This window comes from Achromobacter ruhlandii, assembly GCF_902859695.1.
Taxonomy (GTDB): Bacteria; Pseudomonadota; Gammaproteobacteria; order Burkholderiales; family Burkholderiaceae_B; genus Achromobacter; species Achromobacter ruhlandii.
In genome coordinates, this window is record NZ_CADIJL010000005.1 from 18072 (window position 1) to 41435 (window position 23364).

Annotated in this window: 21 protein-coding genes; 10 read left to right on the top strand and 11 right to left on the bottom strand. The window is 67.4% G+C overall.

Annotated elements, in window-relative coordinates:
- The first annotated feature begins 91 nt into the window (after positions 1–91).
- From HV742_RS08395 to HV742_RS08420, 6 genes are all read left to right on the top strand, one after another.
- The gene (locus HV742_RS08395; RefSeq protein WP_054516005.1) at positions 92–955 is read left to right on the top strand and encodes an EamA family transporter; all 864 of its coding nucleotides are present in this window, start codon (positions 92–94) and stop codon (positions 953–955) included.
- Positions 956–1086: 131 nt separating this feature from the next.
- Positions 1087–1773, top strand: coding sequence for an alpha/beta hydrolase (locus tag HV742_RS08400; protein WP_175144811.1), 687 nt, complete (start codon positions 1087–1089; stop codon positions 1771–1773).
- Between the two features lie 311 nt (positions 1774–2084).
- Positions 2085–3521 carry a cytochrome ubiquinol oxidase subunit I gene (locus HV742_RS08405; protein WP_054414937.1) on the top strand — a complete coding sequence of 479 codons (1437 nt, stop codon included), beginning with the start codon at positions 2085–2087 and terminating at the stop codon, positions 3519–3521.
- A gap of 4 nt (positions 3522–3525) precedes the next feature.
- Entirely contained in the window at positions 3526–4533 is a 1008-nt protein-coding gene (cydB, locus tag HV742_RS08410; protein ID WP_175144812.1) for a cytochrome d ubiquinol oxidase subunit II, read from the top strand.
- The gene (locus HV742_RS08415) at positions 4533–4673 is read left to right on the top strand and encodes a DUF2474 family protein (RefSeq protein WP_080977493.1); all 141 of its coding nucleotides are present in this window, start codon (positions 4533–4535) and stop codon (positions 4671–4673) included. Before cydB ends, HV742_RS08415 begins: the two co-directional genes overlap by 1 nt.
- Positions 4674–4697: 24 nt before the next feature.
- On the top strand, positions 4698–6107 hold the full coding sequence (locus tag HV742_RS08420) for an aminotransferase-like domain-containing protein (protein WP_063585034.1): 1410 nt from the start codon (positions 4698–4700) through the stop codon (positions 6105–6107).
- Positions 6108–6189: 82 nt separating this feature from the next.
- Here HV742_RS08420 and HV742_RS08425 read toward each other — a convergent pair whose 3' ends face one another.
- From HV742_RS08425 to urtA, 7 genes are read right to left on the bottom strand one after another with little or no spacing between them, the layout of a single operon-like run.
- Positions 6190–6522: a zinc ribbon domain-containing protein gene (locus HV742_RS08425; RefSeq protein ID WP_059272612.1), complete on the bottom strand. Its 333-nt coding sequence runs from the start codon at positions 6520–6522 to the stop codon at positions 6190–6192.
- 9 nt (positions 6523–6531) lie between these two features.
- Complete coding sequence (gene fmdA / locus HV742_RS08430) at positions 6532–7761, bottom strand: formamidase (protein WP_059272613.1); 1230 nt, start codon at positions 7759–7761, stop codon at positions 6532–6534.
- A 29-nt stretch (positions 7762–7790) separates the two neighbouring features.
- Positions 7791–8483 (bottom strand): urea ABC transporter ATP-binding subunit UrtE, encoded by a 693-nt coding sequence (urtE, locus tag HV742_RS08435; RefSeq protein WP_059272614.1) that lies wholly within the window; start codon positions 8481–8483, stop codon positions 7791–7793.
- Between the two features lie 14 nt (positions 8484–8497).
- Entirely contained in the window at positions 8498–9241 is a 744-nt protein-coding gene (gene urtD, locus HV742_RS08440) for an urea ABC transporter ATP-binding protein UrtD (RefSeq protein ID WP_064524741.1), read from the bottom strand.
- Positions 9238–10359, bottom strand: a complete 1122-nt coding sequence (gene urtC / locus HV742_RS08445) for an urea ABC transporter permease subunit UrtC (RefSeq protein WP_054500611.1) — start codon at positions 10357–10359, stop codon at positions 9238–9240. Before urtC ends, urtD begins: the two co-directional genes overlap by 4 nt.
- Positions 10360–10368: 9 nt before the next feature.
- Complete coding sequence (gene urtB, locus HV742_RS08450) at positions 10369–11286, bottom strand: urea ABC transporter permease subunit UrtB (protein ID WP_175144813.1); 918 nt, start codon at positions 11284–11286, stop codon at positions 10369–10371.
- A gap of 54 nt (positions 11287–11340) precedes the next feature.
- On the bottom strand, positions 11341–12603 hold the full coding sequence (gene urtA, locus HV742_RS08455) for an urea ABC transporter substrate-binding protein (protein ID WP_054500609.1): 1263 nt from the start codon (positions 12601–12603) through the stop codon (positions 11341–11343).
- A 195-nt stretch (positions 12604–12798) separates the two neighbouring features.
- Between urtA and HV742_RS08460 the strand changes: the two genes are divergently transcribed.
- The 4 genes from HV742_RS08460 to HV742_RS08475 all read left to right on the top strand — a co-directional run bounded on the left by HV742_RS08460 (position 12799) and on the right by HV742_RS08475 (position 18465).
- Entirely contained in the window at positions 12799–16191 is a 3393-nt protein-coding gene (locus tag HV742_RS08460) for a hybrid sensor histidine kinase/response regulator (protein ID WP_175144814.1), read from the top strand.
- Complete coding sequence (locus tag HV742_RS08465) at positions 16175–17068, top strand: response regulator transcription factor (RefSeq protein WP_254601008.1); 894 nt, start codon at positions 16175–16177, stop codon at positions 17066–17068. Before HV742_RS08460 ends, HV742_RS08465 begins: the two co-directional genes overlap by 17 nt.
- A gap of 147 nt (positions 17069–17215) precedes the next feature.
- Positions 17216–17935 (top strand): hypothetical protein, encoded by a 720-nt coding sequence (locus tag HV742_RS08470; protein ID WP_175144815.1) that lies wholly within the window; start codon positions 17216–17218, stop codon positions 17933–17935.
- Between the two features lie 53 nt (positions 17936–17988).
- Positions 17989–18465, top strand: a complete 477-nt coding sequence (locus HV742_RS08475; RefSeq protein WP_059272618.1) for a hypothetical protein — start codon at positions 17989–17991, stop codon at positions 18463–18465.
- A gap of 39 nt (positions 18466–18504) precedes the next feature.
- Here HV742_RS08475 and HV742_RS08480 read toward each other — a convergent pair whose 3' ends face one another.
- The 4 genes from HV742_RS08480 to HV742_RS08495 form a co-directional block, all read right to left on the bottom strand.
- Positions 18505–19482 (bottom strand): Bug family tripartite tricarboxylate transporter substrate binding protein, encoded by a 978-nt coding sequence (locus HV742_RS08480; RefSeq protein WP_175144816.1) that lies wholly within the window; start codon positions 19480–19482, stop codon positions 18505–18507.
- Between the two features lie 86 nt (positions 19483–19568).
- A complete protein-coding gene (gene tcuB / locus HV742_RS08485) occupies positions 19569–20771 on the bottom strand; it encodes a tricarballylate utilization 4Fe-4S protein TcuB (RefSeq protein WP_059273109.1) in 1203 nt (400 codons plus the stop codon).
- Entirely contained in the window at positions 20758–22173 is a 1416-nt protein-coding gene (tcuA, locus tag HV742_RS08490) for an FAD-dependent tricarballylate dehydrogenase TcuA (RefSeq protein ID WP_068952004.1), read from the bottom strand. The genes tcuB and tcuA overlap by 14 nt, the downstream gene beginning before the upstream one ends.
- Before the next feature lie 145 nt (positions 22174–22318).
- Positions 22319–23245, bottom strand: coding sequence for a LysR family transcriptional regulator (locus HV742_RS08495; RefSeq protein WP_175144817.1), 927 nt, complete (start codon positions 23243–23245; stop codon positions 22319–22321).
- Positions 23246–23364 lie beyond the last annotated feature (119 nt).

Below are 23364 nucleotides of genomic sequence, written 5' to 3' on the forward strand. Positions count from 1 at the left end.
ATATTATCGTATCGACGCTAATCAATTAGCCTGTCGGTTTCGAAGTCGTCGGCCGGCCATCGTGGCGACCGACGGCCGCCAGGAACCCGCAATGAGCCGCAGCACCGACCTGCTTCTGACCGCCACTGCCCCCGCCATCTGGGGCAGCACCTACGTCGTCACCACCCTGATGCTGCCGCAGGGCTATCCCCTGACCGTGGCGATGCTGCGCGCCCTGCCGGCCGGCCTCCTGCTGCTGCTGGCGGTGCGCCAGATCCCGCACGGCATCTGGTGGCTGCGCAGCGCGACCCTGGGCGCGCTGAACTTCTCCATCTTCTGGGCGCTGCTGTTCGTGGCCGCCTACCGCCTGCCGGGCGGCGTGGCGGCGACGCTGGGCGCGATCCAGCCGCTCATCGTGATCCTGCTGGCGCGCGCCCTGCTGGGTACGCCCGTGCGCGGCCTGGCGGTGCTGGCGGCGCTGGCCGGCATCGGCGGCGTGGCGCTGCTGGTGCTGGGCCCCAAGGCGGCGCTGGATCCGGTGGGCGTGGTCGCAGGCCTGGCCAGCGCCGCGTCGATGGCGCTGGGCACCGTGCTGAGTCGCCGCTGGCAGCCGCCGGTGTCGGCGCTGGCCTTCACGTCCTGGCAATTGACCGCCGGCGGCGCGCTGCTCCTGCCCATCGCCTTGCTGGCCGAGCCGGCGCTGCCGCCGGTGACCACGCTGAATGTGCTGGGCATCGCCTATCTGGGGCTCATCGGCGCGGCGCTGACCTATGTGATCTGGTTCCGGGGATTGGCGCGGCTGGAACCCGCGGTGGTGTCGTCGCTGGGCTTCCTGAGCCCGGTATCGGCCGTTCTGCTGGGCTGGGCCTTGCTCGACCAGCGCCTGAGCGCGGCGCAAATGGCGGGGATGGTGATCGTGGTGGGCAGCGTGTGGCTGAGCCAGCGGGTGCAGCGGCGGGCGCTGGCAACGCGCTGACCCTATGCTCAACGCCTGCCAGCCTCACAATCGACATAGTGGTATCCATCGATAACAAACGCGCGAAATCCCGTGACGGGGCGCCCCGCGCCGTAGCATGATCGTGGCTCCTCTACTTCGGGAGATCCACCATGGGCAGCACACCAACCATCATCCTGGCGCATGGATTCTGGGGCGGCGCCGCCCACTGGAGCCGGGTCATCCTGGCCCTGGCCAAACTGGGACACAAGGATCTGCACGCGGTCGAACTGCCGCTCTCCTCGCTGGCCGACGACGCCGAACGCACCCGCAAGATGGTTGCGCAACAGGCGGGCCCGGTGCTGCTGGTGGGCCACTCCTACGGCGGCGCGGTCATCTCCGAAGCGGGCAACCAGCCCAACGTGACCGGGCTGGTCTACATTGCCGCGTTCGCGCCCGATGCCGGCGAAAGCCCTGGCGGCATCACCGAACAGCATCCGCCCGTCGCGGCACCCAACCTGGCGCCCGACAGCGATGGCTATCTATGGCTACGCGCCGATAAATTCCACGAGAGCTTCTGCCAGGACCTGGACGCCGACGACGCGCTGGTCATGGCGGTGACGCAGAAGGCGCCGCTGGCCAGCACCTTTGCCGACCAGGTCAGCGACCCCGCCTGGCGCCACAAGCCGTCGTGGTATCAGTTGTCCACCCAGGACCGCATGATCGCCCCGGCGAACCAGGAAAGGATGTCGGCCCGGATGCAGCCGCGCAAGGTGCTGAAGCTGGACGCCAGCCACGCGTCGCTGGCCTCCCGGGCACAGGAGGTCGCGGCGCTGATCGACGAGGCCGCGCGCGCCTGACCCCCGCCGGGGCCGGCATCCACCCTTGCCCCGCCATGACGGCAGGATCAGGCAGCACAGCGCTTTCGCTGTGCTGCTTTTTTTGTAACGACGGGATCTGGCCCTTTTCTTGCGAAGAGCCAGTTTTCCCTATGGCGAGAGGCACGCCGCTTGCGGAAGGCCGGCAAACTGATCCGCTTTTTCCTGACGCTTCTGAATCTGTACTGCGCAGCGCCACCGGCCTATCTTGGCGCTACAGGCACCAGCCTGTCCGCGCGCGCCGCCCGGTGGCGGCAGGAACGCGCGGGCCTTGAAGTCAGGAATCACCCGCCATGGATAGCGACGCGCTACTGCTTGCCCGAATACAGTTCGGATTCACCATTTCCTTCCACATCATCTTTCCGGCCATCACCATCGGCCTGGCCAGCTACCTGGCCGTGCTCGAAGGCTGCTGGCTGCGCACCCGCAACACCGTCTACCGCGACCTCTACCACTTCTGGACCAAGATCTTCGCCGTCAATTTCGGCATGGGCGTGGTGTCCGGACTGGTGATGGCGTACCAGTTCGGCACCAACTGGAGCTTCTTTTCCGATTTTGCCGGCAGCGTCACCGGGCCCCTGCTGGCCTACGAGGTGCTGACGGCCTTCTTCCTGGAAGCCGGCTTTCTCGGCGTGATGCTGTTCGGCTGGTCGCGCGTCGGCCCGGGGCTGCACTTCTTCTCGACCATCATGGTGGCGCTGGGCACGCTGGTGTCGGCCACCTGGATCCTGGCGTCCAACAGCTGGATGCAGACCCCCGCGGGCTACGAGATCCTGGACGGCCGCGTGGTGCCGACCGACTGGCTGGCGGTGATCTTCAATCCCTCGTTCCCCTACCGGCTGGCGCACATGGGCATCGCGGCGTTCCTGGCCACCGCGCTGATGGTGGGCGCGTCCGGCGCCTGGCACCTGCTGCGCGGCGACCGCAGCCCGGCGGTGAAAAAGATGTTCGCGATGGCGATGGCCATGCTGGCGATCTCGGCGCCGCTGCAGGCGGTGGTGGGCGACTTCCATGGCCTGAACACGCTCAAGCACCAGCCCGCCAAGATCGCCGCGATCGAAGGCCATTGGGAAAACGAGCCGGGCGCGGGCGTGCCGCTGACGCTGTTCGGCATTCCCGACATGGAGCGCGAAGAGACCCGCTACGCGCTCAACGTGCCGCGCCTGGGCAGCCTGATCCTCACGCATAGCTGGGATGGCCAGTTCCCCGGCCTGAAGTCGTATCCGCCCGAAGACCGCCCCAACGCCACCGTGGTGTTCTGGTCGTTCCGCGTGATGGCGGGGCTGGGCATGCTGATGATCCTGCTGGCCGGCTGGGCGCTGTGGGCGCGCTGGCGCGGACGGCTGTACCAGTCGCGCGCGCTGCAGCGTTTCGCGCTGTGGATGGGGCCGTCGGGGCTGGTGGCGATCCTGGCCGGCTGGTACGTGACCGAGATCGGCCGCCAGCCATGGGTCGTCTATGGCGTGATGCGCACCGCCGACGCCGCCACCCGCCACGGCCTGGGCGAATTGACGCTGACGCTGGCGCTGTTCGTGGCGGTGTACCTGTTCGTGTTCGGCGCCGGCGTGTCGTACATGCTGCGCCTGATCCGCATGGGCCCGACGCCGGCGCCCGGCCACGCGCCGCTGTCCGGCGGCCCGGGCGAACCGCGCCAGCCGTCGCGGCCGCTGTCGGCCGCCTCCACCTCGGCGGACGCCCCGTCCGCGCAACCTGGATTCAAAGGAGCCTGAGGCCATGGGCATCGACCTTGCATTGATATGGGCCGTCATCATCCTGTTCGGCGTGATGATGTACGTGGTGATGGACGGCTTCGACCTGGGCATCGGCATCCTCTTTCCGCTGATCGGCGACGCCGAGGAGCGCGACGCCATGGTCAACACCGTCGCCCCCGTGTGGGACGGCAACGAGACCTGGCTGGTGCTGGGCGGCGCGGGGCTGCTGGCCGCGTTTCCGCTGGCGTATTCGGTGATCCTGAGCGCGCTGCACCTGCCGCTGGTGTTCATGCTGCTGGGCCTGATCTTCCGCGGCGTGGCGTTCGAGTTCCGCTTCAAGGCCGACCCGCGCCACCGCGCGATGTGGGACCGCGCTTTCGTGCTCGGCTCGCTCTGCGCCACCTTCTTCCAGGGCGTGACGCTGGGCGCCTACATCGAAGGCATCCCGGTGGTCGACCGCGTCTACCAGGGCGGGCCGTGGGACTGGATCAGCCCGTTCTCGCTGTTCACCGGCGTCGGCCTGGTGGTGGCGTATGCGCTGCTGGGCTGCACCTGGCTCATCATGAAGACCGAGGGCCGCCTGCATCGCCACATGTGCGCGCTGGCGCGGCCGCTGACGCTGGCGCTGCTGGCGGTGATCGCCGCGCTCAGCGTGTGGACGCCGCTGGCGCAGCCGCATATCGCCCAGCGCTGGTTCAGCCTGCCCAACATGTTCTGGTTCCTGCCGGTGCCGCTGCTGGTGGCGGCCGCCGGCATCGACCTGATGCGCCGCGTGCGCGGCGCGCCCGCCGCGGGGCCGTTCGTGCTGGCGCTGTGCCTGGTGTTCCTGGGCTACAGCGGCCTGGGCATCAGCATCTGGCCGGCCGTGATCCCGCCGGACGTGTCGATCTGGACCGCGGCCGCGCCGCCGCAGAGCCTGGGCTTCGCCCTGGTCGGCGCGCTCGCCATCATTCCGATTATCCTGATGTACACCGCCTGGTCCTATTACGTGTTCCGCGGCAAGGTGCGCACCGGCGAGGCGTTTCACTGATGGCCGCGCCGACCTCCCTGCCCTCCTGGCGCAGCCGGCTGCTGTGGCTGCTGTTGATCTGGGCCGGCGGCGTGGCGTCGCTGGGCCTGGCCGCCGGCGCGCTGCGGCTGGTGATGCGCGCCATCGGCATGTCGACATGAACCGCCGTCTTCCACGGATCCCCCATGAAGCGCTATGAACGGCTGACCGAAGAAATCACCGCCTCGATCCTGTCGGGCCTGCTGCAGGCGGGCGACCGGCTGCCCTCGGTGCGCCAGACCAGCGCCAGCCGTGGCGTCAGCCCGTCGACGGTGTTCAAGGCCTATTACCTGCTGGAAGCGCGCGGCCTGATCCGCGCGCGCGACCGCTCGGGCTACTACGTGCTGCGCGCCTCGCAGGCCGCGCTGCCCGAGCCCGACGGCCTGTCCAGCGCCGCCGCCGGCCGCCATCCGGTCGATGTCAGCGATAACGTGCTGCAAGTGCTCAACGCCACCCTGCGGCGCGACATGCTGCCGTTCGGCTCGGCCTTTCCCAGCCCGTCGCTGCTGCCCTACGGCCGGCTGGCGCGCTACATGGCGACCACGGTGCAGCAACTGGACCCGTGGGGGTCGATCGACGATCTCAGCCCCGGCGACCCCGCGCTGCGCCGCGCCATCGCGCTGCGTTACCTGGCCGACGGACTGACGGTGCCGGTGGACGACATCATCATCACCAACGGCGCGCTCGACGCGCTCAACCTGTGCCTGAGCGCGGTCACGCGGCCCGGCGACGCGGTGATCGTCGAATCGCCGACGTTCTACGCCGCCCTGCAGTCGCTCGAACGCAACCAGCTGCACGCCATCGAGGTGGCCACGCATCCGCGCGAAGGCATCGACCTGCAGGCGCTGGAGCGGGCCATCGTGCAGCACCAGCCGCGCGCCTGCTGGCTGATGACGACCTTCCAGAATCCGCTGGGCAGCCTGATGCCCGAGGCCAAGAAGGAAGCGCTGGTCAAGCTGCTGGCGCGCCACGGCGTGGCGCTGATCGAGGACGACGTCTACGGCGAACTGTACTTCGGCGCCACGCGGCCGCGTCCCGCCAAGGCCTTCGACACCGAGGGCATGGTGATGCACTGCTCGTCGTTCTCGAAGACGCTGGCGCCGGGCTATCGCGTCGGCTGGGTCGCGGCCGGGCGCTACACCCGCGCCATCATGCGCAACAAGCTCACCACCAGCCTGGCCACCGCCGCGCCGACGCAGGCGGCGATTGCCGCCTATCTGGCGCAGGGCGGCTACGACCGCCACCTGCGCCAGTTCCGCCAGACGCTGGCCTTGCAGCAGGGCGAGATGCTGCAGGCGGTGGCGCGCTACTTCCCCAAGGGCACGCGCGCCACACGGCCGCTGGGCGGCTACTTCACCTGGGTCGAGCTTCCGGCGCGCGTCGACACCCTGCGCTTGCACCGCGCCGCGCTCGACCATGGCATCAGCATCGCGCCGGGACCGTTGTTCTCCAGCTCAGGCGCGTTCGGCAACTTCCTGCGGCTGAACTGCGGCCATCCCTGGAACGAGGCGATGGAGCAAGGCATGGCGACGCTGGGCAAGCTGATGGCGACATGACGGGCGCGTGCGGGCGGCGTTGCGAGCCCATGCCGATGGCCTGCCGCTCCCATTCGGAACCCGTGACGCCCACCGCCCGCTTTCAGTGACTGATCATCCACGGCCGCGCGCCGGCGAAGGTCTTGCCGCCGTCGGCCGTCTGGCGGGTCCGGCCGGCGGCCTTGGCGCCGGCGCAGCAACCGCAACCCATGCCGTGACCGCCACGGGTGCTGCGCGGCTCGTGGGCGGCGCGTTCGTTGGCGGCGCGGGCGCGGTTCATGGCCGAGGACAGCGCCGAGACCGCCGGCGCACCGCTGACGAAGCGCTCGCAGGCACCGCCGCATTCGGGGCAAGGCGCGGGGTCGCGCCATTGCGACAAAGGTCTCAGCACGGAGAACTCGCCGCAATCCTGGCAGCGGTAGTCATAGAGCGGCATGGCGGCTCCTCACAGGTCTTTGGCGATGGGCATGTCCATGCCGCGCGTTATCTGCGGCACGTCGCCCAGCGCGTTGGGCTGGATGTCGATCTCGAAGATCTCCGTGGGCAGCCACAACGTGGCGCAGGCGTTGGGAATGTCCACCACGCCGCTGATGTGCCCCTGCACCGGCGCCGTGCCCAGGATCGAATACGCCTGCGCCCCCGAATAGCCGAACTTCTTCAGGTATTCGATGGCGTTCAGGCAGGCCTGGCGATAGGCGATGTGCACGTCCAGATAGTGCTGCTTGCCGCCTTCATCGACCGAAATGCCCTCGAAGATCAGGTAGTCCTTGTAGTTGGGCGTGATGGGGCTGGGCTTGAAGATGGGATTGCGGATGCCGTACTTGGCCATGCCGCCCTTGATGAGCGACACCCGCATATGCACCCAGCCGGCCATTTCGATGGCGCCGCAGAAGGTAATCTCGCCGTCGCCCTGCGAAAAATGCAGGTCGCCGACCGACAGGCCGCCGCCCTTGACGTAGACGGGAAAGAACACCCGGGACCCTCGCGACAGGTCCTTGATGTCGCAATTGCCGCCATGCTCGCGCGGCGGCACGGTGCGCGCGCCGGTGGCGGCCGCGCGATCGCGCTCGGCTCCCTTGAGCTTGCCCATGTGCGCCGTCTTGGGCGCCGGCGGATTGGCCAGGGGCGGCACACGCTCGGGGTCGCTGTCGATCAGCTTCTGCTCGCGCGCATTCCACTTGTCCAGAAGCGCCTGGTCGGGCAGGCAGCCGATCAGGCCCGGATGGATCAGGCCGGCGAAGCGCACGCCCGGGATATGGCGCGAGGTGGTGAACATGCCTTCGAAATCCCAGATCGACTTTTGCGCCGACGGGAAGTGCTCGGTCAGAAAGCCGCCACCGTTGTTCTTGCTGAAAAAGCCATTGAAGCCCCACAGGCTCTCCGGCTTGGCGCCGATATCGAGCAAGTCCACCACCAGCAGGTCGCCGGGTTCAGCGCCTTCGACGCCGACGGGGCCGGACAGGAAGTGCACCGTGGACAGGTCCACATCACGCACATCGGAGGCATCGTCATCGTTCTTGATCGCGCCGCCGGTCCAGTCGTAGGTTTCGAGCACGAAGTCATCGCCCGGCCTGACCCACGTCGCCATGGGGATGTCGGGATGCCAGCGATTGTGCACGCCTTCGTTTTCGTAGGGGGATTGGGCCAGGTCGACCTTGATCAGGGTGTCAGGCATGTCATGCTCCTTTGAGATGGACAATGAATTCAGACAGACAGGTATTTGCTGATCGTCTGCTCATCAACGCGCGCGCGCGGGTCTTCGTGCACGAAGCGGCCCTTGTCGATCACGATGAGGCGGTCGGCGATCTGCATGGTGAAACTCAAGACCTGCTCGGACACCACGATGGCCAGGTTGCGCAGCTTGCGGATCTCCAGCAGGCTGCGGGCGATGTCCTTGATGATGGACGGCTGAATGCCCTCGGTGGGTTCGTCCAGCAGCAGCACGCGCGGGTTGGTGACCAGGGCGCGGGCGATGGCGAGCTGCTGTTGCTGGCCGCCCGACAGATCGCCGCCGCGCCGGCCGCGCATTTCGTGCAGCACCGGAAACAGGGCGTAGATGTCTTCCGGGATGGTGTTGCGCAGCGCCCGCCCGCGCATGCCGGTGCGGATGTTCTCCTCCACGGTCAGCGTCGGAAAGATCATGCGGCCCTGCGGCACGTAGGCCACCCCGTTGCGCACGCGCTGATGGCTCTCCAGGCGCTCGAGCGCCTTGCCCTCCAGCGAGATCGAGCCCTGCATGGCGGGCAGCAGGCCCATCATGGTCTTGAATAGCGTGGTCTTGCCCATGCCGTTGCGGCCCATGACGGCGACGATTTCACCGGCCGCCACCGCAAGGTCGACGCCATGGATGACTTTGCTTTGGCCATAGCCTGACACCAGGCCAGCGATATTGAACATGTTGCCTCCCGGCTTCAATGACCCAGATAGACCTCAACCACCCGCGGATCGGACTGCACCTTGTCCATGCTGCCCTCGGCCAGCACACGGCCCTGGTGCAGCACCGTGACCTTGTGCGCGATGTTCTTGACGAATTCCATGTCATGCTCGATCACGATGAGCGATCGGTTGCGGCTGATCCGATTGAGCAGTTCGGCGGTGCGCTCGCGTTCGGAGACGCTCATGCCGGCCACCGGTTCGTCCAGCATCATCAGCTCGGGCTCCTGCATCAACAGCATGCCGATCTCCAGCCATTGCTTCTGGCCGTGCGAGAGCAACTCCGCCGAGCGGTCGAGCTGGTCCGCCAGGAAGATCTCTTCGGCCACCTGCTCGACCCGTTCAAGCACCGCCGGACTGCGCCTGAATGTCAACGCGCCGAGCACGCTGCGCCCGGCCGGGTACGACACTTCCAGGTTTTCGCGCACGGACAGGGTTTCGTAGATGGAGGGGGTCTGGAACTTGCGGCCCACGCCGGCGCGCACGATTTCGTACTCGGCCAGGCCGGTCAGCTCCGTGTCCTTGAAGCGGATCGAGCCGCTGGTGGCCTTGGTGCGGCCGCAGATCAGATCCAGCAGCGTGGTCTTGCCGGCGCCATTGGGGCCGATGACCACGCGCAGCTCTCCCTGGTCGACATACAGGTTGAGGTCATTGACGGCGACAAAGCCATTGAACGAGACGGTCAGGCCTTCGATGTACAGGGCGAACGCTGAGGGGTTCATGCTGCCTCCGTGGCGCCATCCGCCTCGCGCCGCGAGGTTCTGCGCGCCAGGCGTTTCTGGATGTATTGGTTGTACAGGCCGGCCAGCCCGTTGGGGAACGCCATCACGACGGCAATGAACAGGCCGCCCATCAGGAACAGCCAGAGCTGCGGAAAACTCTCGGAGAAATAGCTTTTGCCGAAGTTGACCAGCAGCGTGCCGTAGACCGCGCCCAGCAGGGACAGGCGGCCGCCGACCGCGGCGAAGATGACCATTTCAATGGAAGGCACGATGCCCACGAACGACGGCGACATGAAGCCTACCTGCAAGGTGAACATGGCTCCGCCGATGGCCGAGAAGACGGCGGCCACGCAGAAGACGAACACCTTGAAGCTGGCGACGTCATAGCCCGAGAAGCGCACGCGCTCTTCCTTGTCGCGCATCGCCATCAGGAGCTTGCCCAGCTTGGAGGACAGCAGGTAGCGGCCGAACAGGATGCAGGCAAACAACAGCGCGCCGTTGATGAAGTACAGCGCCAGCCGGGCGCTGTCCGTGCGGATGTCCCAGCCCAGCAGCGTCTTCAGGTCGGTGATGCCATTGACGCCGCCGGTCCACCCCTGCTGGCCGATGATGAGCACCGAGAGAATCAGGGCCACGGCCTGCGTCACGATGGCGAAATAGGTGTCGCCCACGCGGCGCTTGAACATCGCCGCGCCCAGGATCAACGCCAGCAGGCAAGGCAACACCGGCACCGCCAACAAGGTGAACCAGAAGCTCTTGAAGGGCACCCAGAACCAGGGAAGCGAGGTTAGCTGGTTCCAGTCCATGAAGTCCGGGATGCCGGGCGTGGACTGGATTTTGGTGGCGTCCGGCGTGGAAGCTTCCAGCTTCAGGAACATGGCCATGCAATAGCCGCCCAGGCCGAAGAACACGCCCTGGCCCAGGCTCAGGATGCCGCCATAGCCCCAGCACAGCACCAGCCCCAGCGCGACAAAGGCATAGGACAGGTATTTGCCGATGAGATTGAGCCGGAAGACGTCCAGGGCCAGCGGAAACACCACGAAAAGCAGCAGCGCCAGGATCGCCAGCCCGGCCAGCCCTTCGCGCCCGCCCACGACATTGCGGAAGAATTTCTGCATGATGCGCCCCTACCTGCGTACCTTGATGCTGAACAGGCCTTGCGGGCGCAGCATCAGAATGATCACGATGGCCGACAGGGTCAGCACTTTCGCCATTGAGCCGGTCATGAAGAACTCCGAGATCGATTGCGTCTGCGCGATGACGAAGGCCGATGCGATGGTGCCGAAAAGGCTGGCCGCGCCGCCGAACACCACGGTCAGGAAGGTGTCGACGATGTAGAGCGAGCCGCTGGTGGGCCCGGTGGAGCCGATGGTGGTGAAGGCCGCGCCGGCAATGCCGGCGATGCCGCAGCCCAGCGAGAACGTCACGCGGTCCACGCGCTTGGTGTCGATGCCGACCGCGCCGCTCATGGCCCGGTTCTGCACCGTGGCGCGCACATGCAGGCCCCAGGTCGAGCGGAACAGCGCCAGCAGCAGCGCGCCGGTCAGCAGGATGCTGATGGACATGACAAACAGGCCGTTGATAGGGATGTCCACGCCGTCCAGCGGTTGCCAGGAGCCCATCAGCCAGTCGGGCAGCGTGGGGCTGACTTCACGCGGACCGAACAGCGAGCGCAGCGTCTGCTGCAGCACCAGGGACAAGCCCCAGGTCGCCAGCAGCGTGTCCAGCGGCCGGCGGTAGAGATGGCGGATCATCAACCACTCGACCAGCCAGCCCAGGCCGAAGGTCACGGCAAAGGCCAGCAGGATGGCGATGAAGAAATAGGCCGGCATCAGGCCGGGCGCGTATTGCTGCACCAGCTCGGAACAGAGGTAAGTGCAATAGGCGCCCACCGCCAGGAACTCGCCATGGGCCATGTTGATGACGCCCATCTGGCCGAAGATGATCGCCAGGCCCAAGGCCATCAGCAGCAACACGCTGAAGACCGATAGACCGTTGAAGCCCTGCATCAGCAGGATGGCCCCGAGATCGGAGAAGGATTCCATGGATGGCTCCCGGCAGTGGCAAGGGCGCCGCGCGCGGCGCCCGGATCGAGGGGATTACTGATAACCCTTGGGGAAGGGATCGGGCTTGATCAGTTCCGGGGTTTCGAAGATCACGTCGAACTGGCCGTCCTTGCGGATCTGGCCGATGCGGGTCTTGCTCCACAGGTGATGATTGGGATCGATCTTGACGTAGCCTTCTGGCGCTTCCTTGAACTCCAGCCCGGCCGAGGCGGCGACCACCTTGTCGACATCGAAGCTGCCGGCTTTCTCCACCGCCATCTTCCACAGCCAGGGGCCCAGATACGCCGCCTGGGTCACGTCGCCGATCACGGCATTGGCGCCGTACCTGGCCTTGAATGCCTCGACGAATTTCTTGTTGTTGGCGTTGTCCAGGCTCTGGAAATACTTCATGCAGGACCAGAAGCCCTCGGCGTTTTCCCCGCCGATGCCCAGCAGTTCATCTTCGGTCACCGAGATGGTCAGGAGCTTTTGCTTGCCGCTGGTGACGCCGGCCGCCTTGAGTTGCTTGTAGAACGACACATTGCTGCCGCCCACCACCACGGCGAAGACAACGTCGGGCTTTTTCAGTTTGATCTTGTTGATCAGCGAACCGAACTGCGTGTGGCCCAGCGGGTAGTATTCCTCGCCCACCACTTCGCCCTTGAGCACGTTCTCGATATGCTTGCGGGCGATCTTGTTGGAGGTGCGCGGCCAGATGTAGTCGGAGCCGATCAGGTAGAAGGAGCGCGCCTTCTTCTCGCGCGCCAGCCAGTCCAGGCTGGACAGGATCTGCTGCGTGGCCTCCTGGCCGGTGTAGAAGACGTTCTTGGACTGCTCCAGGCCTTCATAGAAGGTCGGGTAGTAGAGCAGGCCGTTTTCCTTCTCGAACACCGGCAGCACCGCCTTGCGCGAGGCCGAAGTCCAGCAGCCGAACACGGTGGCGACCTTGTCGCTGACCAGCAGTTTTCGCGCCTTCTCGGCAAAGGTCGGCCAATCGGAGGCGCCGTCTTCCTGGATGATCTTGATCTTGCGGCCCAGAATGCCGCCCATGGCATTGATCTGCTCGATGGCCAGGCGCTCGGATTGAATCGACCCCGTTTCGCTGATGGCCATGGTGCCGGTCGCCGAGTGCAACTGGCCCACCGTGACTTCGGTGTCGGTAATGGCCAGGCCGGTGCTGTTGATGGCCGAGGTGGCCGGGGCGGCCGCGCGCGACAGGGCCGGTATGCCCAACAACGGCAGGGAGGCAAAAGCCAGGGCCAGGCGCCGGCGCGAGGGCAGTTCCGGCGCGGTGTCAAAAGGGGGTTTGCCAGACATCGATGGCTCCTCAATGGATCACGACCAGGGAAACCGAGCATGCGCGGCGCATGCCACGGCCCGGCGGGTGAAGGCATACTAGGAGCCCATGACGCAGCGCAACATACGTTGATTGACGTACAGGCAGGCCCGCCCCCGGGCGTTACAACGGCAACTACGTTCAATGACGTATCCCCTACCCCCCCGGAGCCCGACTTGTCCGCCAGCGCGCCCCAACGCATCGTCAAGATCCGCCGTGACTACAACACCTGGGTCGCCAATGAGACGCTGGAAGACTACGCCCTGCGTTTCACGCCGGTGTCGTTTCGCAAATGGTCGGAGTTCCGCGTCGCCAATACCGCCCTGGGCGCGGTGTCTTTCCTGGCGCTGGAAGCCATCGGCGGCGCGCTGGCGCTGAACTATGGGTTCATCAATGCCTTCTGGGCCATCATCGCCGTGGCCCTGGTCACCTTTCTGACCGGCCTGCCGATCGCCTATTACGCGGCGCGCCATGGCCTGGACATGGACCTGCTGACACGGGGGGCCGGCTTCGGCTATATCGGCTCGACCATCACCTCGCTGATCTACGCCTCATTCACCTTCATCTTCTTTGCGCTGGAGGCGGCCATCATGGCGCTGGCCATCGAGCTGGCCACCGGCCTGCCGCTGTCCATCGGCTACCTCCTGTGCGCCGTGGTCATCCTGCCCATGGTGGCCTACGGCATCACCTTCATCAGCCGGTTGCAGTCATGGACGCAGCCGATATGGCTGGTGCTGCTGCTCCTGCCCTATGCCTTCGTCGCCTTCCGCGACCCGGGCACGTTGCAGGAGTTCCTGCGGTTTCCGGGCCATGACGGCCGGGGCGGCGGTTTCAATCTGCTGATGTTCGGCTCGGCGGTGGCGGTGGCCGCTTCGCTGGTGACGCAGATCGGCGAACAGGTCGACTTCCTGCGCTTTCTGCCCGAACGCACGGCGGCCAACCGCCGGCGCTGGTGGCTCGCCCTGGTCTGCGCGGGCCCGGGCTGGATCCTGCCGGGCGCGGCCAAGATTCTGGGCGGCGCCTTCCTGGCCTGGCTGGCGCTGTCCCGGGGCGCGCCAGCCGACAAGGCTGGCGACCCGACCCACATGTATCTGGCGGCCTACACCTATGTCGTCAGCGATCCCGGCCTGGCGCTGGCGCTGGTCACCGCTTTTGTGGTGGTGTCGCAGGTCAAGATCAATGTGACCAACGCCTATGCCGGCTCGCTGGCCTGGTCCAACTTCTTTGCCCGCATCACGCACAGCCATCCGGGCCGGGTGGTGTGGCTGGTGTTCAACGTGCTGATCGCCGTGGTCCTGATGGAGATGGGCGTGTTTGGCGCGCTGGAGCATGTGCTGGCGGTGTTCTCGCACGTTGCGCTGGCCTGGATCGGCGCGCTGGTGGCCGACCTGGTGATCAACAAGCCCCTGGGACTGTCGCCGAAGCGGATCGAGTTCCGCCGCGCCTATTTGTACGACATCAATCCGGTCGGCGTGGGCAGCATGCTGATCGCCATGACGCTGGGCCTGCTGGCTTTCGCCGGCGTGTTCCCCGGCACGGCGGGCGCGCTGGCGCAGGCATTGTCGCCTTTTGTGGCGTTGCTGGCGGCGTTCGTCTGCGCGCCTGTCATCGCCTGGCGCACGCGGGGACGCTACAACCTGGCGCGCAAGCCGGTCGACGTGGCGGGCTCGGATCATGTCTGCGTGATCTGCGCCAACCGTTTTGAACAGCCCGACATGGCGCATTGCCCGGCCTACAACGGGCCCATCTGTTCCTTGTGCTGCACGCTGGATGCCCGCTGCCAGGATCGCTGCAAGCAGCAGGGACGGCTGAAGGATCAGGTGCGGGCGGTCCTGGGCCGACTGTTGCCGGCGCGGGTCACGCCGCTGCTGCATAGCCGCCTGGGCCACTACCTCTTGATCGTGGCGGGGATGGGGACGCTGCTGGCGGGCATCCTGGGCCTGATCTACTACCAGGAGTACGCCAGCCACATACGGGCCGGCCTGGACCCCTCGGGCTTGCGGCCCACCTTCTTAAAACTCTACGCCGCGTTGTTGCTGATCGGCGGCGTGTTGGCCTGGTGGCTGGTGCTGGCCCATGAAAGCCGGCGCGTGGCGCAAGAGGAATCGGATCGCCAGACGCATTTGCTGCTGCGCGAGATCGAGGCGCACAAACAGACCGACGCGCAGTTGCAGCAGGCCAAGGAAGCGGCTGAAAGCGCCAATCTGGCCAAGAGCCGCTTCATGGGCGGTCTGAGCCATGAATTGCGCGCGCCGCTGAACAGCATGATGGGCTATGCGCAGATTCTGCAGCGCGACCCGGGCTTGCCGCCCGCGCGGCGCGAGGCCATCGACGTGATTCATCGCAGCGGCAAGCATTTGATCGGCCTGATCGATGGCCTGCTGGACATCGCGCGCATCGAGGCGGGCAGGCTGCGGCTGGAGAACAGCGAACTGCGCCTGCCGGAGTTTCTGGAGCAGATCGTGCAGATGTTCCGGCCGCAGAGCGCCCTCAAAGGGCTGGCCTTCCGCTATGAGGCGACGGAACTGCCTTCCATCGTGCATATCGACGAGAAGCGGCTGCGGCAGATCCTGATCAACCTGCTGAGCAACGCGCTGAAATTCACCTCGGCCGGGCAGGTGTCGATGCGCGTGAAGTCTGCCGCGGACATGGTGCTGTTCGAAGTGCAGGACAGCGGCCGAGGCATACCGGCCGAGGATCTGGAACGCATCTTTCTGCCCTTCGAGCGCAGTTGGGCGGCGGCGGAAGAGGCGGAATCCGGCACGGGCCTGGGCCTGACCATCTGCCGCATGCTGACCGGCATCATGGGCGGCGAGCTGACGGTGCGCAGCGCCGTCGGCCGCGGCAGTGTGTTCACGCTCAAGCTGTTTCTGCCGGAAGTGCGCTCGCCGCGCAGCGACGCCCGGCCGTCGGGACTGGTGGTGGGGTATCGCGGCGAGCGGCTGCGGATCCTGACGGTGGACGACCAGCCGTCACAGCGGCGGCTGGTGCGCGACCTGCTCGAGCCCCTGGGCTTCGAGGTGCACGAAGCGCCGCATGGCGCAGCCTGCCTGGCCTGCGTGCATACGCTGCGGCCGGCCCTGATATTGATGGACGTCTCGATGCCGGAGATGACCGGATGGGAGGCGCTGCGGCGCTTGCGGGATGAAGGCGTGGCCGTGCCGATTGTGATGCTGTCGGCCAATATCCTGGGGCTGGATCCGAAAGATCCGACGCAGAGCGGGCATGACGCGTTCATTGCCAAGCCCGTGATATACGAGGACTTGCTGAGCCAGTTGGGCCGTCTGCTCAAGCTGGACTGGCAGGTGGCGCAGGTGGAAGCGGCCCTGCCGGCAGGGGATCTGCACCGGGTGGCGCTGGAGCGCGAGGATGCCGAAGCGCTGCTGGAGCTGGGGGCCATGGGCTACATCAAGGGCATCCAGGCGAAGCTGGAAGAAATACAGGGCCGCCGGGCCGAAGCGCGGGATTTGACGGCGCATCTGCGGATGCTGGCCGGCGAATTTCAACTGAGCGAATTCAATCAAATGCTTAAACACCATGTACAGCGTCACCATGCCCACGCCCGATAAGAACCTCGTCATGCTGGTCGATGACGCCCCGGACAATCTGAAAATGCTCTCCACCGCATTGGATGAAGCGGGGTATCAGGTGCTGGTGGCAACCGACGGCCAGTCGGCCATAGAACGGGTGGATTTCGTGGTGCCGGACATCGTGCTGCTCGATGCGGTGATGCCGGGAATGGACGGGTTCGAGACCTGCGCGCGCCTGAAAGCGCATCCGGCGGCCGGGGAGGTGCCGGTGGTGTTCATGACGGGCCTGACCGAGCCCGAGCACGTGTTGAAGGGGTTTCGGGTGGGCGGCGTGGATTACGTGACCAAGCCGCTGGATCCGGATGTGGTGGTGGCCAGGCTGCAGACGCATTTGCGCAATGCGCGCAGCCTGTCGGCGGCCTTTGACGCGATCGATGCGGCGGCGCGAGCGGTGGTGGCGCTGGACGCTCGCGGGCTGCCGATCTGGAAGACCGGCAAGGCGCGGCTCTGGCTGGCGGCGTATTTCGGTTGCGCCGAGGATGCGACGGAGCTGCCGGCGCCCCTGGCGGATTGGGTGGCGGACAATCTGGCGGCCGGGCCGGCGGCTGAACCCCTGGTGATCACCCGCGCGGGGGGACGCCTGACCCTGAGTCTGTCGGCATCGCGCCGTAGCGGCGAGACCTTGCTGCTATTGCAGGAGACGGCGCCGTTGGCCGCGGCCTACGGCCTGACGCCGCGCGAGGCCGATGTGCTGCGCTGGTTGGCCAAGGGCAAGACCAATCGGGATATCGCCGAGATCCTGGGCATGGCGCCACGGACGGTGAACAAACACCTGGAGCACCTCTACGTCAAGCTTGGCGTGGAAACGCGCGCGGCGGCGGCGGCGCTGGCGGTGCGGCGGGGCGAGTTCTTTTGAACCGCTCCGCGCCTGGGCCGGGCAAGCCGGTGGCGACATGAAATACGCGATATTGATACAGATGGAAACCCCGGCCCGCCGGACATCGCCTTAGAGTGCCAAGCCTTCAAAGTTCAGGACGGTGCCGCGTCGCGGCCCGCTGCTCGCATGACGGCTTCCTTTCCTCGCATCCTGCCGCGCTACGCGCTGGGCTGCTACCTCGGCGCGGCTGCGCTGCTCTACCTGTTCGCCGCGCAACTGCTGGCCACCGTCGACATCTGGCTGCTGCCGCGCCGGCTGCTGGTCGAGATGCTGCGTTATCGCGCCATGTGGCTGATCTTCTTCCTGACCCTGCCGACCGTGGGCTACCTGTTGTGGCGCGGCTCGGACCTGGTCGCCTGGTGGCGCGCGCCCGCCACGCTGACGCTGGATGAGCGGGCGCTGCATCTGGGCGCGCTCACGGCGCCCTACGCCGACATCGTTTCGATGCGCCATCGGCACAACCGTGATCACCTGCTGCTGACGCTGGGCAATGGCCGGCGCGTGCGGCTGCGGCTGGCCATCTGGGACCATGCCGACGCATTGCTCGACCTGCTGGACGCGCGCGTGGGCAGCCATCTCGAAGCCGACGTCCGGCGCCGCATCGATGCCGGCGCCACGGTCTCCTTCGGCGCGCTGGGCATGAACGCGGCCGGCCTGGTCCACAAGGGCCGGCCGATTCCGTGGGCCAGCATCGACACCATCCGCACGCAATCGGACAGCGAAGGCATGGAGACCGACGAGACGCTGATCATCGTCGCGCGCGGCAAGACCCACAAGGTCGACCGCTCCGGCATCGACAACGAGCCGGTGCTGCTGGCCTGCCTGCGGCATTACCTGCCCGCCTGATTCCAACGCCCGCCCGCATGGCGGCCATTCACCCTTAGCCCTTCAACCCAGACATGGAAATCTACAGCTCCGCCTCGCACCAAGCCCAGACCCTGGCCGATCGCCCGGTCTACCACTCGCGCAACCGCCTCATCGCCGGCGCCGTCATCTGGACAGTGGCCGCGGTGGCATTCGGCGCGCTGGCCGCGCGCGCCCGCGGCAATCTGGGCGGCATGGCGTTCTTCGCCGCCATCGCGGCCATCGGCGTGTGGCTGGTGATCCGCTGCCTGATGCGCGCCTTCGGCGCCCCCAAGCCCGTCATCACCTTCACCCGCGAAGGCCTGCGCGTGACCGACGGCACGCTCATCCCGTGGCACGCCATCAACGAGAACACCTACGTCAACCAGACCTATGTCGGCATTCCGATCGGCCGCCAGATCCAGCTTAAGACCTCGCTGCCGGATCGCAAGCGCGTGCTGATCCCGGCCATGGCGCTGGCGATCAGCGGCGACGAATACCTGGCCCTGTGCGACGCCTACCAGGCGGGTTGAAGCCTCACCGCCGAGGCGGGGCGCCGCCGCGCAACGCGCTCAGTTCGCGGTGGCGCCGGAATCCTTCACGGCCTGAGCCCAGGCCGCGATCTCCCGCTCGATGAACGCGCCGAATGCGGCCGTATGCAGGGTCGATGCCTGCGCCCCCTCTTCCATCAGGCGCTGCCGGACCGTTGGCGCGGCCAAGGCCCCGCCCAAGGCTTCGTTCAAGCGCGCCACCACCGCGTCCGGCGTGCCCGCCGGCGCCACCACGCCGTGCCACGACAGCGCCTGGAACCCCGCCAGGCCCGACTCCGCCATGGTCGGAATCTCGGGCAATGCCGGCGAGCGCTGCGGCGAGGTCACCGCCAGCGCGCGCAGCGTGCCCGCCTTGACGTGCGGCAGCACGCCCGGAATGGTGGTGAACATGAAGTCGATCTGACCGCCGATCAGGTCGGTGATGGCCGGACTGCCGCCCTTGTACGGCACATGCGTGAACTGCAGGCCAGCGGCCCGTTTGAACATCTCGCCGGCCAGGTGGCCCGGCGTTCCCGCCCCGGCAGAACCCATGTTGCTGCGATCGCCCTGCGCCTTGACGTAGGCGATCAGCTCGGACACGGTCGCGGCCTTCACGTGGGGACCGACCACCAGCACGTTGGGCACGGTGGCCAGCAGCGTGACCGGCGCGAAGTCCTTGACCGCGTCATACGAGATGCGCGAATACAGCGACGGGTTGATGCCGTGCGTGCTGGCGGTCGCCAGCAGCAGCGTATAGCCGTCGGGCGCGGCCGATGCCACCTGCTTGGCGGCGATGGTGCCGTTGGCGCCGCCCTTGTTGTCGATCACGATGGTCTGCCCCAGCGTCTTCGCCGCCTCGGCCGCCACCGTGCGGGCCAGGATGTCGGAGGTGCCGCCGGCCGAATGCGGCACGACCAGCGTGATGGGCTTGGCGGGAAAGGTCTGCGCGTGCGCGGCCGGCAGCGCCGGCAGCAGACAGGCGGCGGCGAATGCCGCGCGGGCAAGGCGATGAGGGATCATGCAAGTCTCCTGGGGAATATTGGGATCGCGGCGTCTTCGAGGACGCCGTCATGCGCGGAGCGGCCGGCGGACGGCCGCTCCACGGCTCAATCGGCGCCTAACTGCAGCTTGTCGGGCTGCCGCTTCTCGATCGACCACTTCAACAGCGCGGCCGAGCGATAGATGCCATGGGCGAACTTGCCGTAGGGCAGGGTCAGGAACAGCGCCATCACCACGCCCAGGTGCACTGCCAGCAGCAGGGCCATGGCGCCGGTATCGCGGCCGGCCAGCAGCGCCAGGCCGGTGGCGCTGGTCAGCAGCAGCAACGCGATGAAACCCCGGTCCATCGGTTTCTGCGCCGCGTCGCCCTGCAGCGGATGGCGCTTCAGGTTCAGCCACAGCAGCCCCGCCGGCCCGATCAACAGGCCGATGCCGCCCGCCGTGCCCAGCAGCACCGGCGCGCTCCAGAACGGATAAGGCGCCTGCTGCCCCAGCAGGTAGTGATACAGCGTGGCCACGCAGGTCGCGGCAAAGCACAGCATGAAGCCGTAGAACGTGAAATGGTGGAAGCGCCGGCGCCACAGGGTGAAGGCATCATCGGCGTTGTTGCAGCCCTTGCCGTGGCCGCCGTCCAGGTAGCGCAGGCGCAGCGCATCGTGCGCGGCCTCGGCCACCGCCGCGCCGCTGGCCGCGCCCGGGCTGACGTCGCGCCAGAAGCGCGCCGCGCCGATGGCCAGCGCCAGCATGGCGAAGCCGAACACCGCGCCGAACATCAGCGCCAGCGTGTTGTGCGGGAACACCGCATAGAAATTGCCCGCCATGGGCGCGTGGAACAGCCCGCCCGTCAGCATCACCGTCAAGGCCAGAAACAATGCCAGTCCCGCCGCCGTGGCCAGCGACAGCGCCAGCCCGTTGCGCCGGTACAGTTTGCCCAGCACGGCCGGAAACGCGTACTCGGTGTAGGTCTGCAGCCGCACCTTGGCCATGGCCCGCGGCACGTTCACCGCGAACTCATGCGGCGGCGCGTACTGACAGGCGTGCAGACAGGCGCCGCAGTTGTGGCACAGGTTGGCCAGGTAGTTCAGGTCGGCCTTGCCGAATTCCAGCCGCCGGGTCATGGCCGGGAAGACGGCGCAAAAGCCTTCGCAGTAGCGGCAGGCATTGCAGATCTGCATGACGCGCGCCACTTCGGCTTCGTCGGTGCTGAGCGCGGCGCCACGGCCATGCCAGCGCACCGGCTGTTCGACCATTGCCGGCGCGGCCTGCGGGAACGATTGGGCCTCGCGGGCCAGGGCTTCAAGCTGCCGCATGCTGTGCTCCTGCGTGATGCGATTGGCGCGCGGCGGCCGCGGCGCGCGTGCCGGCAATCCGGCCGAACGCGGTGCCGATGGACATGCCGACGCCCGCCGTGTAACCCTTGCCCAGCACGTTGCCCGCCATCATCTCGCCGGCCACGAACAGGTTGTCGCTGGGCACGCCGTTGAAACGGACCGCGGCGGTCTCGTCCACCTTCAGGCCCAGATAGGTGAAGGTGATGCCGGGCCGCAGCGCGTAGCCGTAGAACGGCGCGGTGTCGATGGGCCGGGCCCAGTGGGTCTTGGCGGGCGCCAGGCCCTCGGTGCGGCAGTCGTCCAGCGTCGTGTGGTCGAAGGTGCCGGTTCTACAGGCCTGGTTGTATGCGCGGATGGTGTGCTCGAACGCCACCGGGTCCAGTCCCAGCCGCCGCCCCAGCTCCGGCACGGAATCGGCGGTGACGCCGGGAAACACCGGCGGCATGAAACGGCCCACGGCCTTGGCGTCGATGATCGAGTAGGCGATCTGCCCCGGCTGCATGGCCGTCAGGCGGCCCCAGATGGCGTAGCGCTTGGGCCAGAAATCCTCGCCCTCGTCGTAGAAGCGTTGCGCGTCGCGGTTGACCACCACGCCCAGCGAGACGCAGTCGATGCGGGTGCAGATGCCGCCGTCGTACAGCGGCGCGCGCGCGTCGATGGCCACGCAATGCGACTGTGACGGATCGCCGATGCGGTCGGCGCCGGCGTCCAGCATGAACTTGAGCAGCACGCCCTGGTTGTAGCGGGTGCCGCGGATGAGGAAATTGTCGGCCGGCCATTCGCCGCGCTCGTTGCGGCCCCAGGCCTCGCGCAGCCAGTCGCGGTTGGACTCGAAACCGCCCGCCGCCAGCACGCAGGCGCGCGCCTCGATGCGCTCGGCGCCGATGCGGGCGGCCTTGAAGCGGCCGTCCCGCAGTTCCAGCGCGTCCACCGGCGCGTCGTAGCGGATGCGCACGCCCAAGGCCTCGGCGCTGCGGTAATAGGCATTGACCAGCGCCTTGCCGCCGCCCATGAAGAAGGCATTGGTGCGGGCCACGTGCAGCGCGCCCGACAGCGGCGGCTGGAAATTGACGCCATGGCGCCGCATCCAGTCGCGACAGGTGGCGGATTCGCGGATCACCAGCCGCGCCAGTTTCTCGTCGGTCTGGCCGCCGGTGACCTTGAGCAGGTCCTGCCAGTATTCCTCTTCCGGATAGGCGTCCACCAGCACGTCCTGCGGCGCGTCGTGCATGCAGCGCAGGTTGCGCGTGTGCTGCGAGTTGCCGCCGCGCCATTCGCGCGGCGCGGCTTCCAGCAGCAACACGCTGGCGCCCGCCTCGCGCGCCATCAGGGCCGCGCACAGCGCCGCGTTGCCTCCGCCTATCACCAATACATCGACCATGTCATCGTTCCCGGATCAAGGAACGGACTGTAGGCCGACGCCGCGCGCCGCGATATCAGCGCGCCGTCAACGGGTCTTCATGATTCGTGAAGGGCGGTATTGCGCCGGTGCGTGGCATCGCGCATGGGCGGAAAGCGCCGCCCGCTCATGACGCATGCAGCGCGGTCACCGCCCATTTGCCGTCGCGCGCCAGGGTGCGCGAGACGTCGGCCAGCACCAACCTCGCGGCCAGCGCCGCCGGCGACAATTCGTCGTCCGACAGGCTGGCCAGCAGGTTGGGCCGGAACAGGTCGGCGTCGTCGATCCGTGCCATGGCCAACTGCCCCGGCGCGATGCGGGCGGTGGCGGAACTGGGCTGGATGGTGGCGGCATAGCCCAGTTGCACCACCTCCATCAACAACGCCAGGCCATCGACTTCGGCCACCACCCGGGGCGTCAACCCGCGCTGCTGGAATCCCCGGCTGACCAGGGCACGCAGCCCGTGGCGGCCGCTGGGCAGCACCAGCGGCAGGCCCGCGATCTCCTCCAGGCGGGTGGCGGGGCCGGCGGGCAGGCCCGTCATGCCGCGCCCGGCGCACAGGTACAGGGGCTCGTCCAGCAACGGCGTCACGCTCCAGCGGCGCGCCGCTTCGGCATGGAACACGATGGCCAGGTCGAGCTGGCGGCCGTTGAGCATGTCGGCCAGGTGGCCCGACAACGCCTCGACCAGGTGCAGGCGGATGTCCGGATAGCGCGCGTTCATGGCCTGCACGAACGGCGCCCCCAGGATGGAGGCGGTCGTGGACGACAGGCCGACGCTGACGTGGCCGGCCAGGCGCGCCTGCTGCGCGGCTTGGACGGCGTCGTCGGCATGGCGCAACGCCAGCTGGGCCTGGCGGAAAAACGCCAGCCCGGCATCGGTGGGCACCACGCCGCTGGCGCTGCGTTGCAGCAGCCGGGTGGCCAGCTCGCCTTCGAGCCGGCTGATCTGCTGGCTGAGCGCCGACGTCACCATGCCCAGCGACATGGCCGCGCGGCCGATGCTGCCGGCTTCGACGACGCGAACGAAATAACGAAGCTGGCGCAGTTCCATGGCGGGCCCGGGACGATCACGAGGGAAGACTCGCCGATTGTAGGGCGTGGAGCGCGCCATCACCCGGCCCGGATCCGGGCCGCCCCGGACGGGGCAGGCCCGCGCGTCCGGCTCGGTTG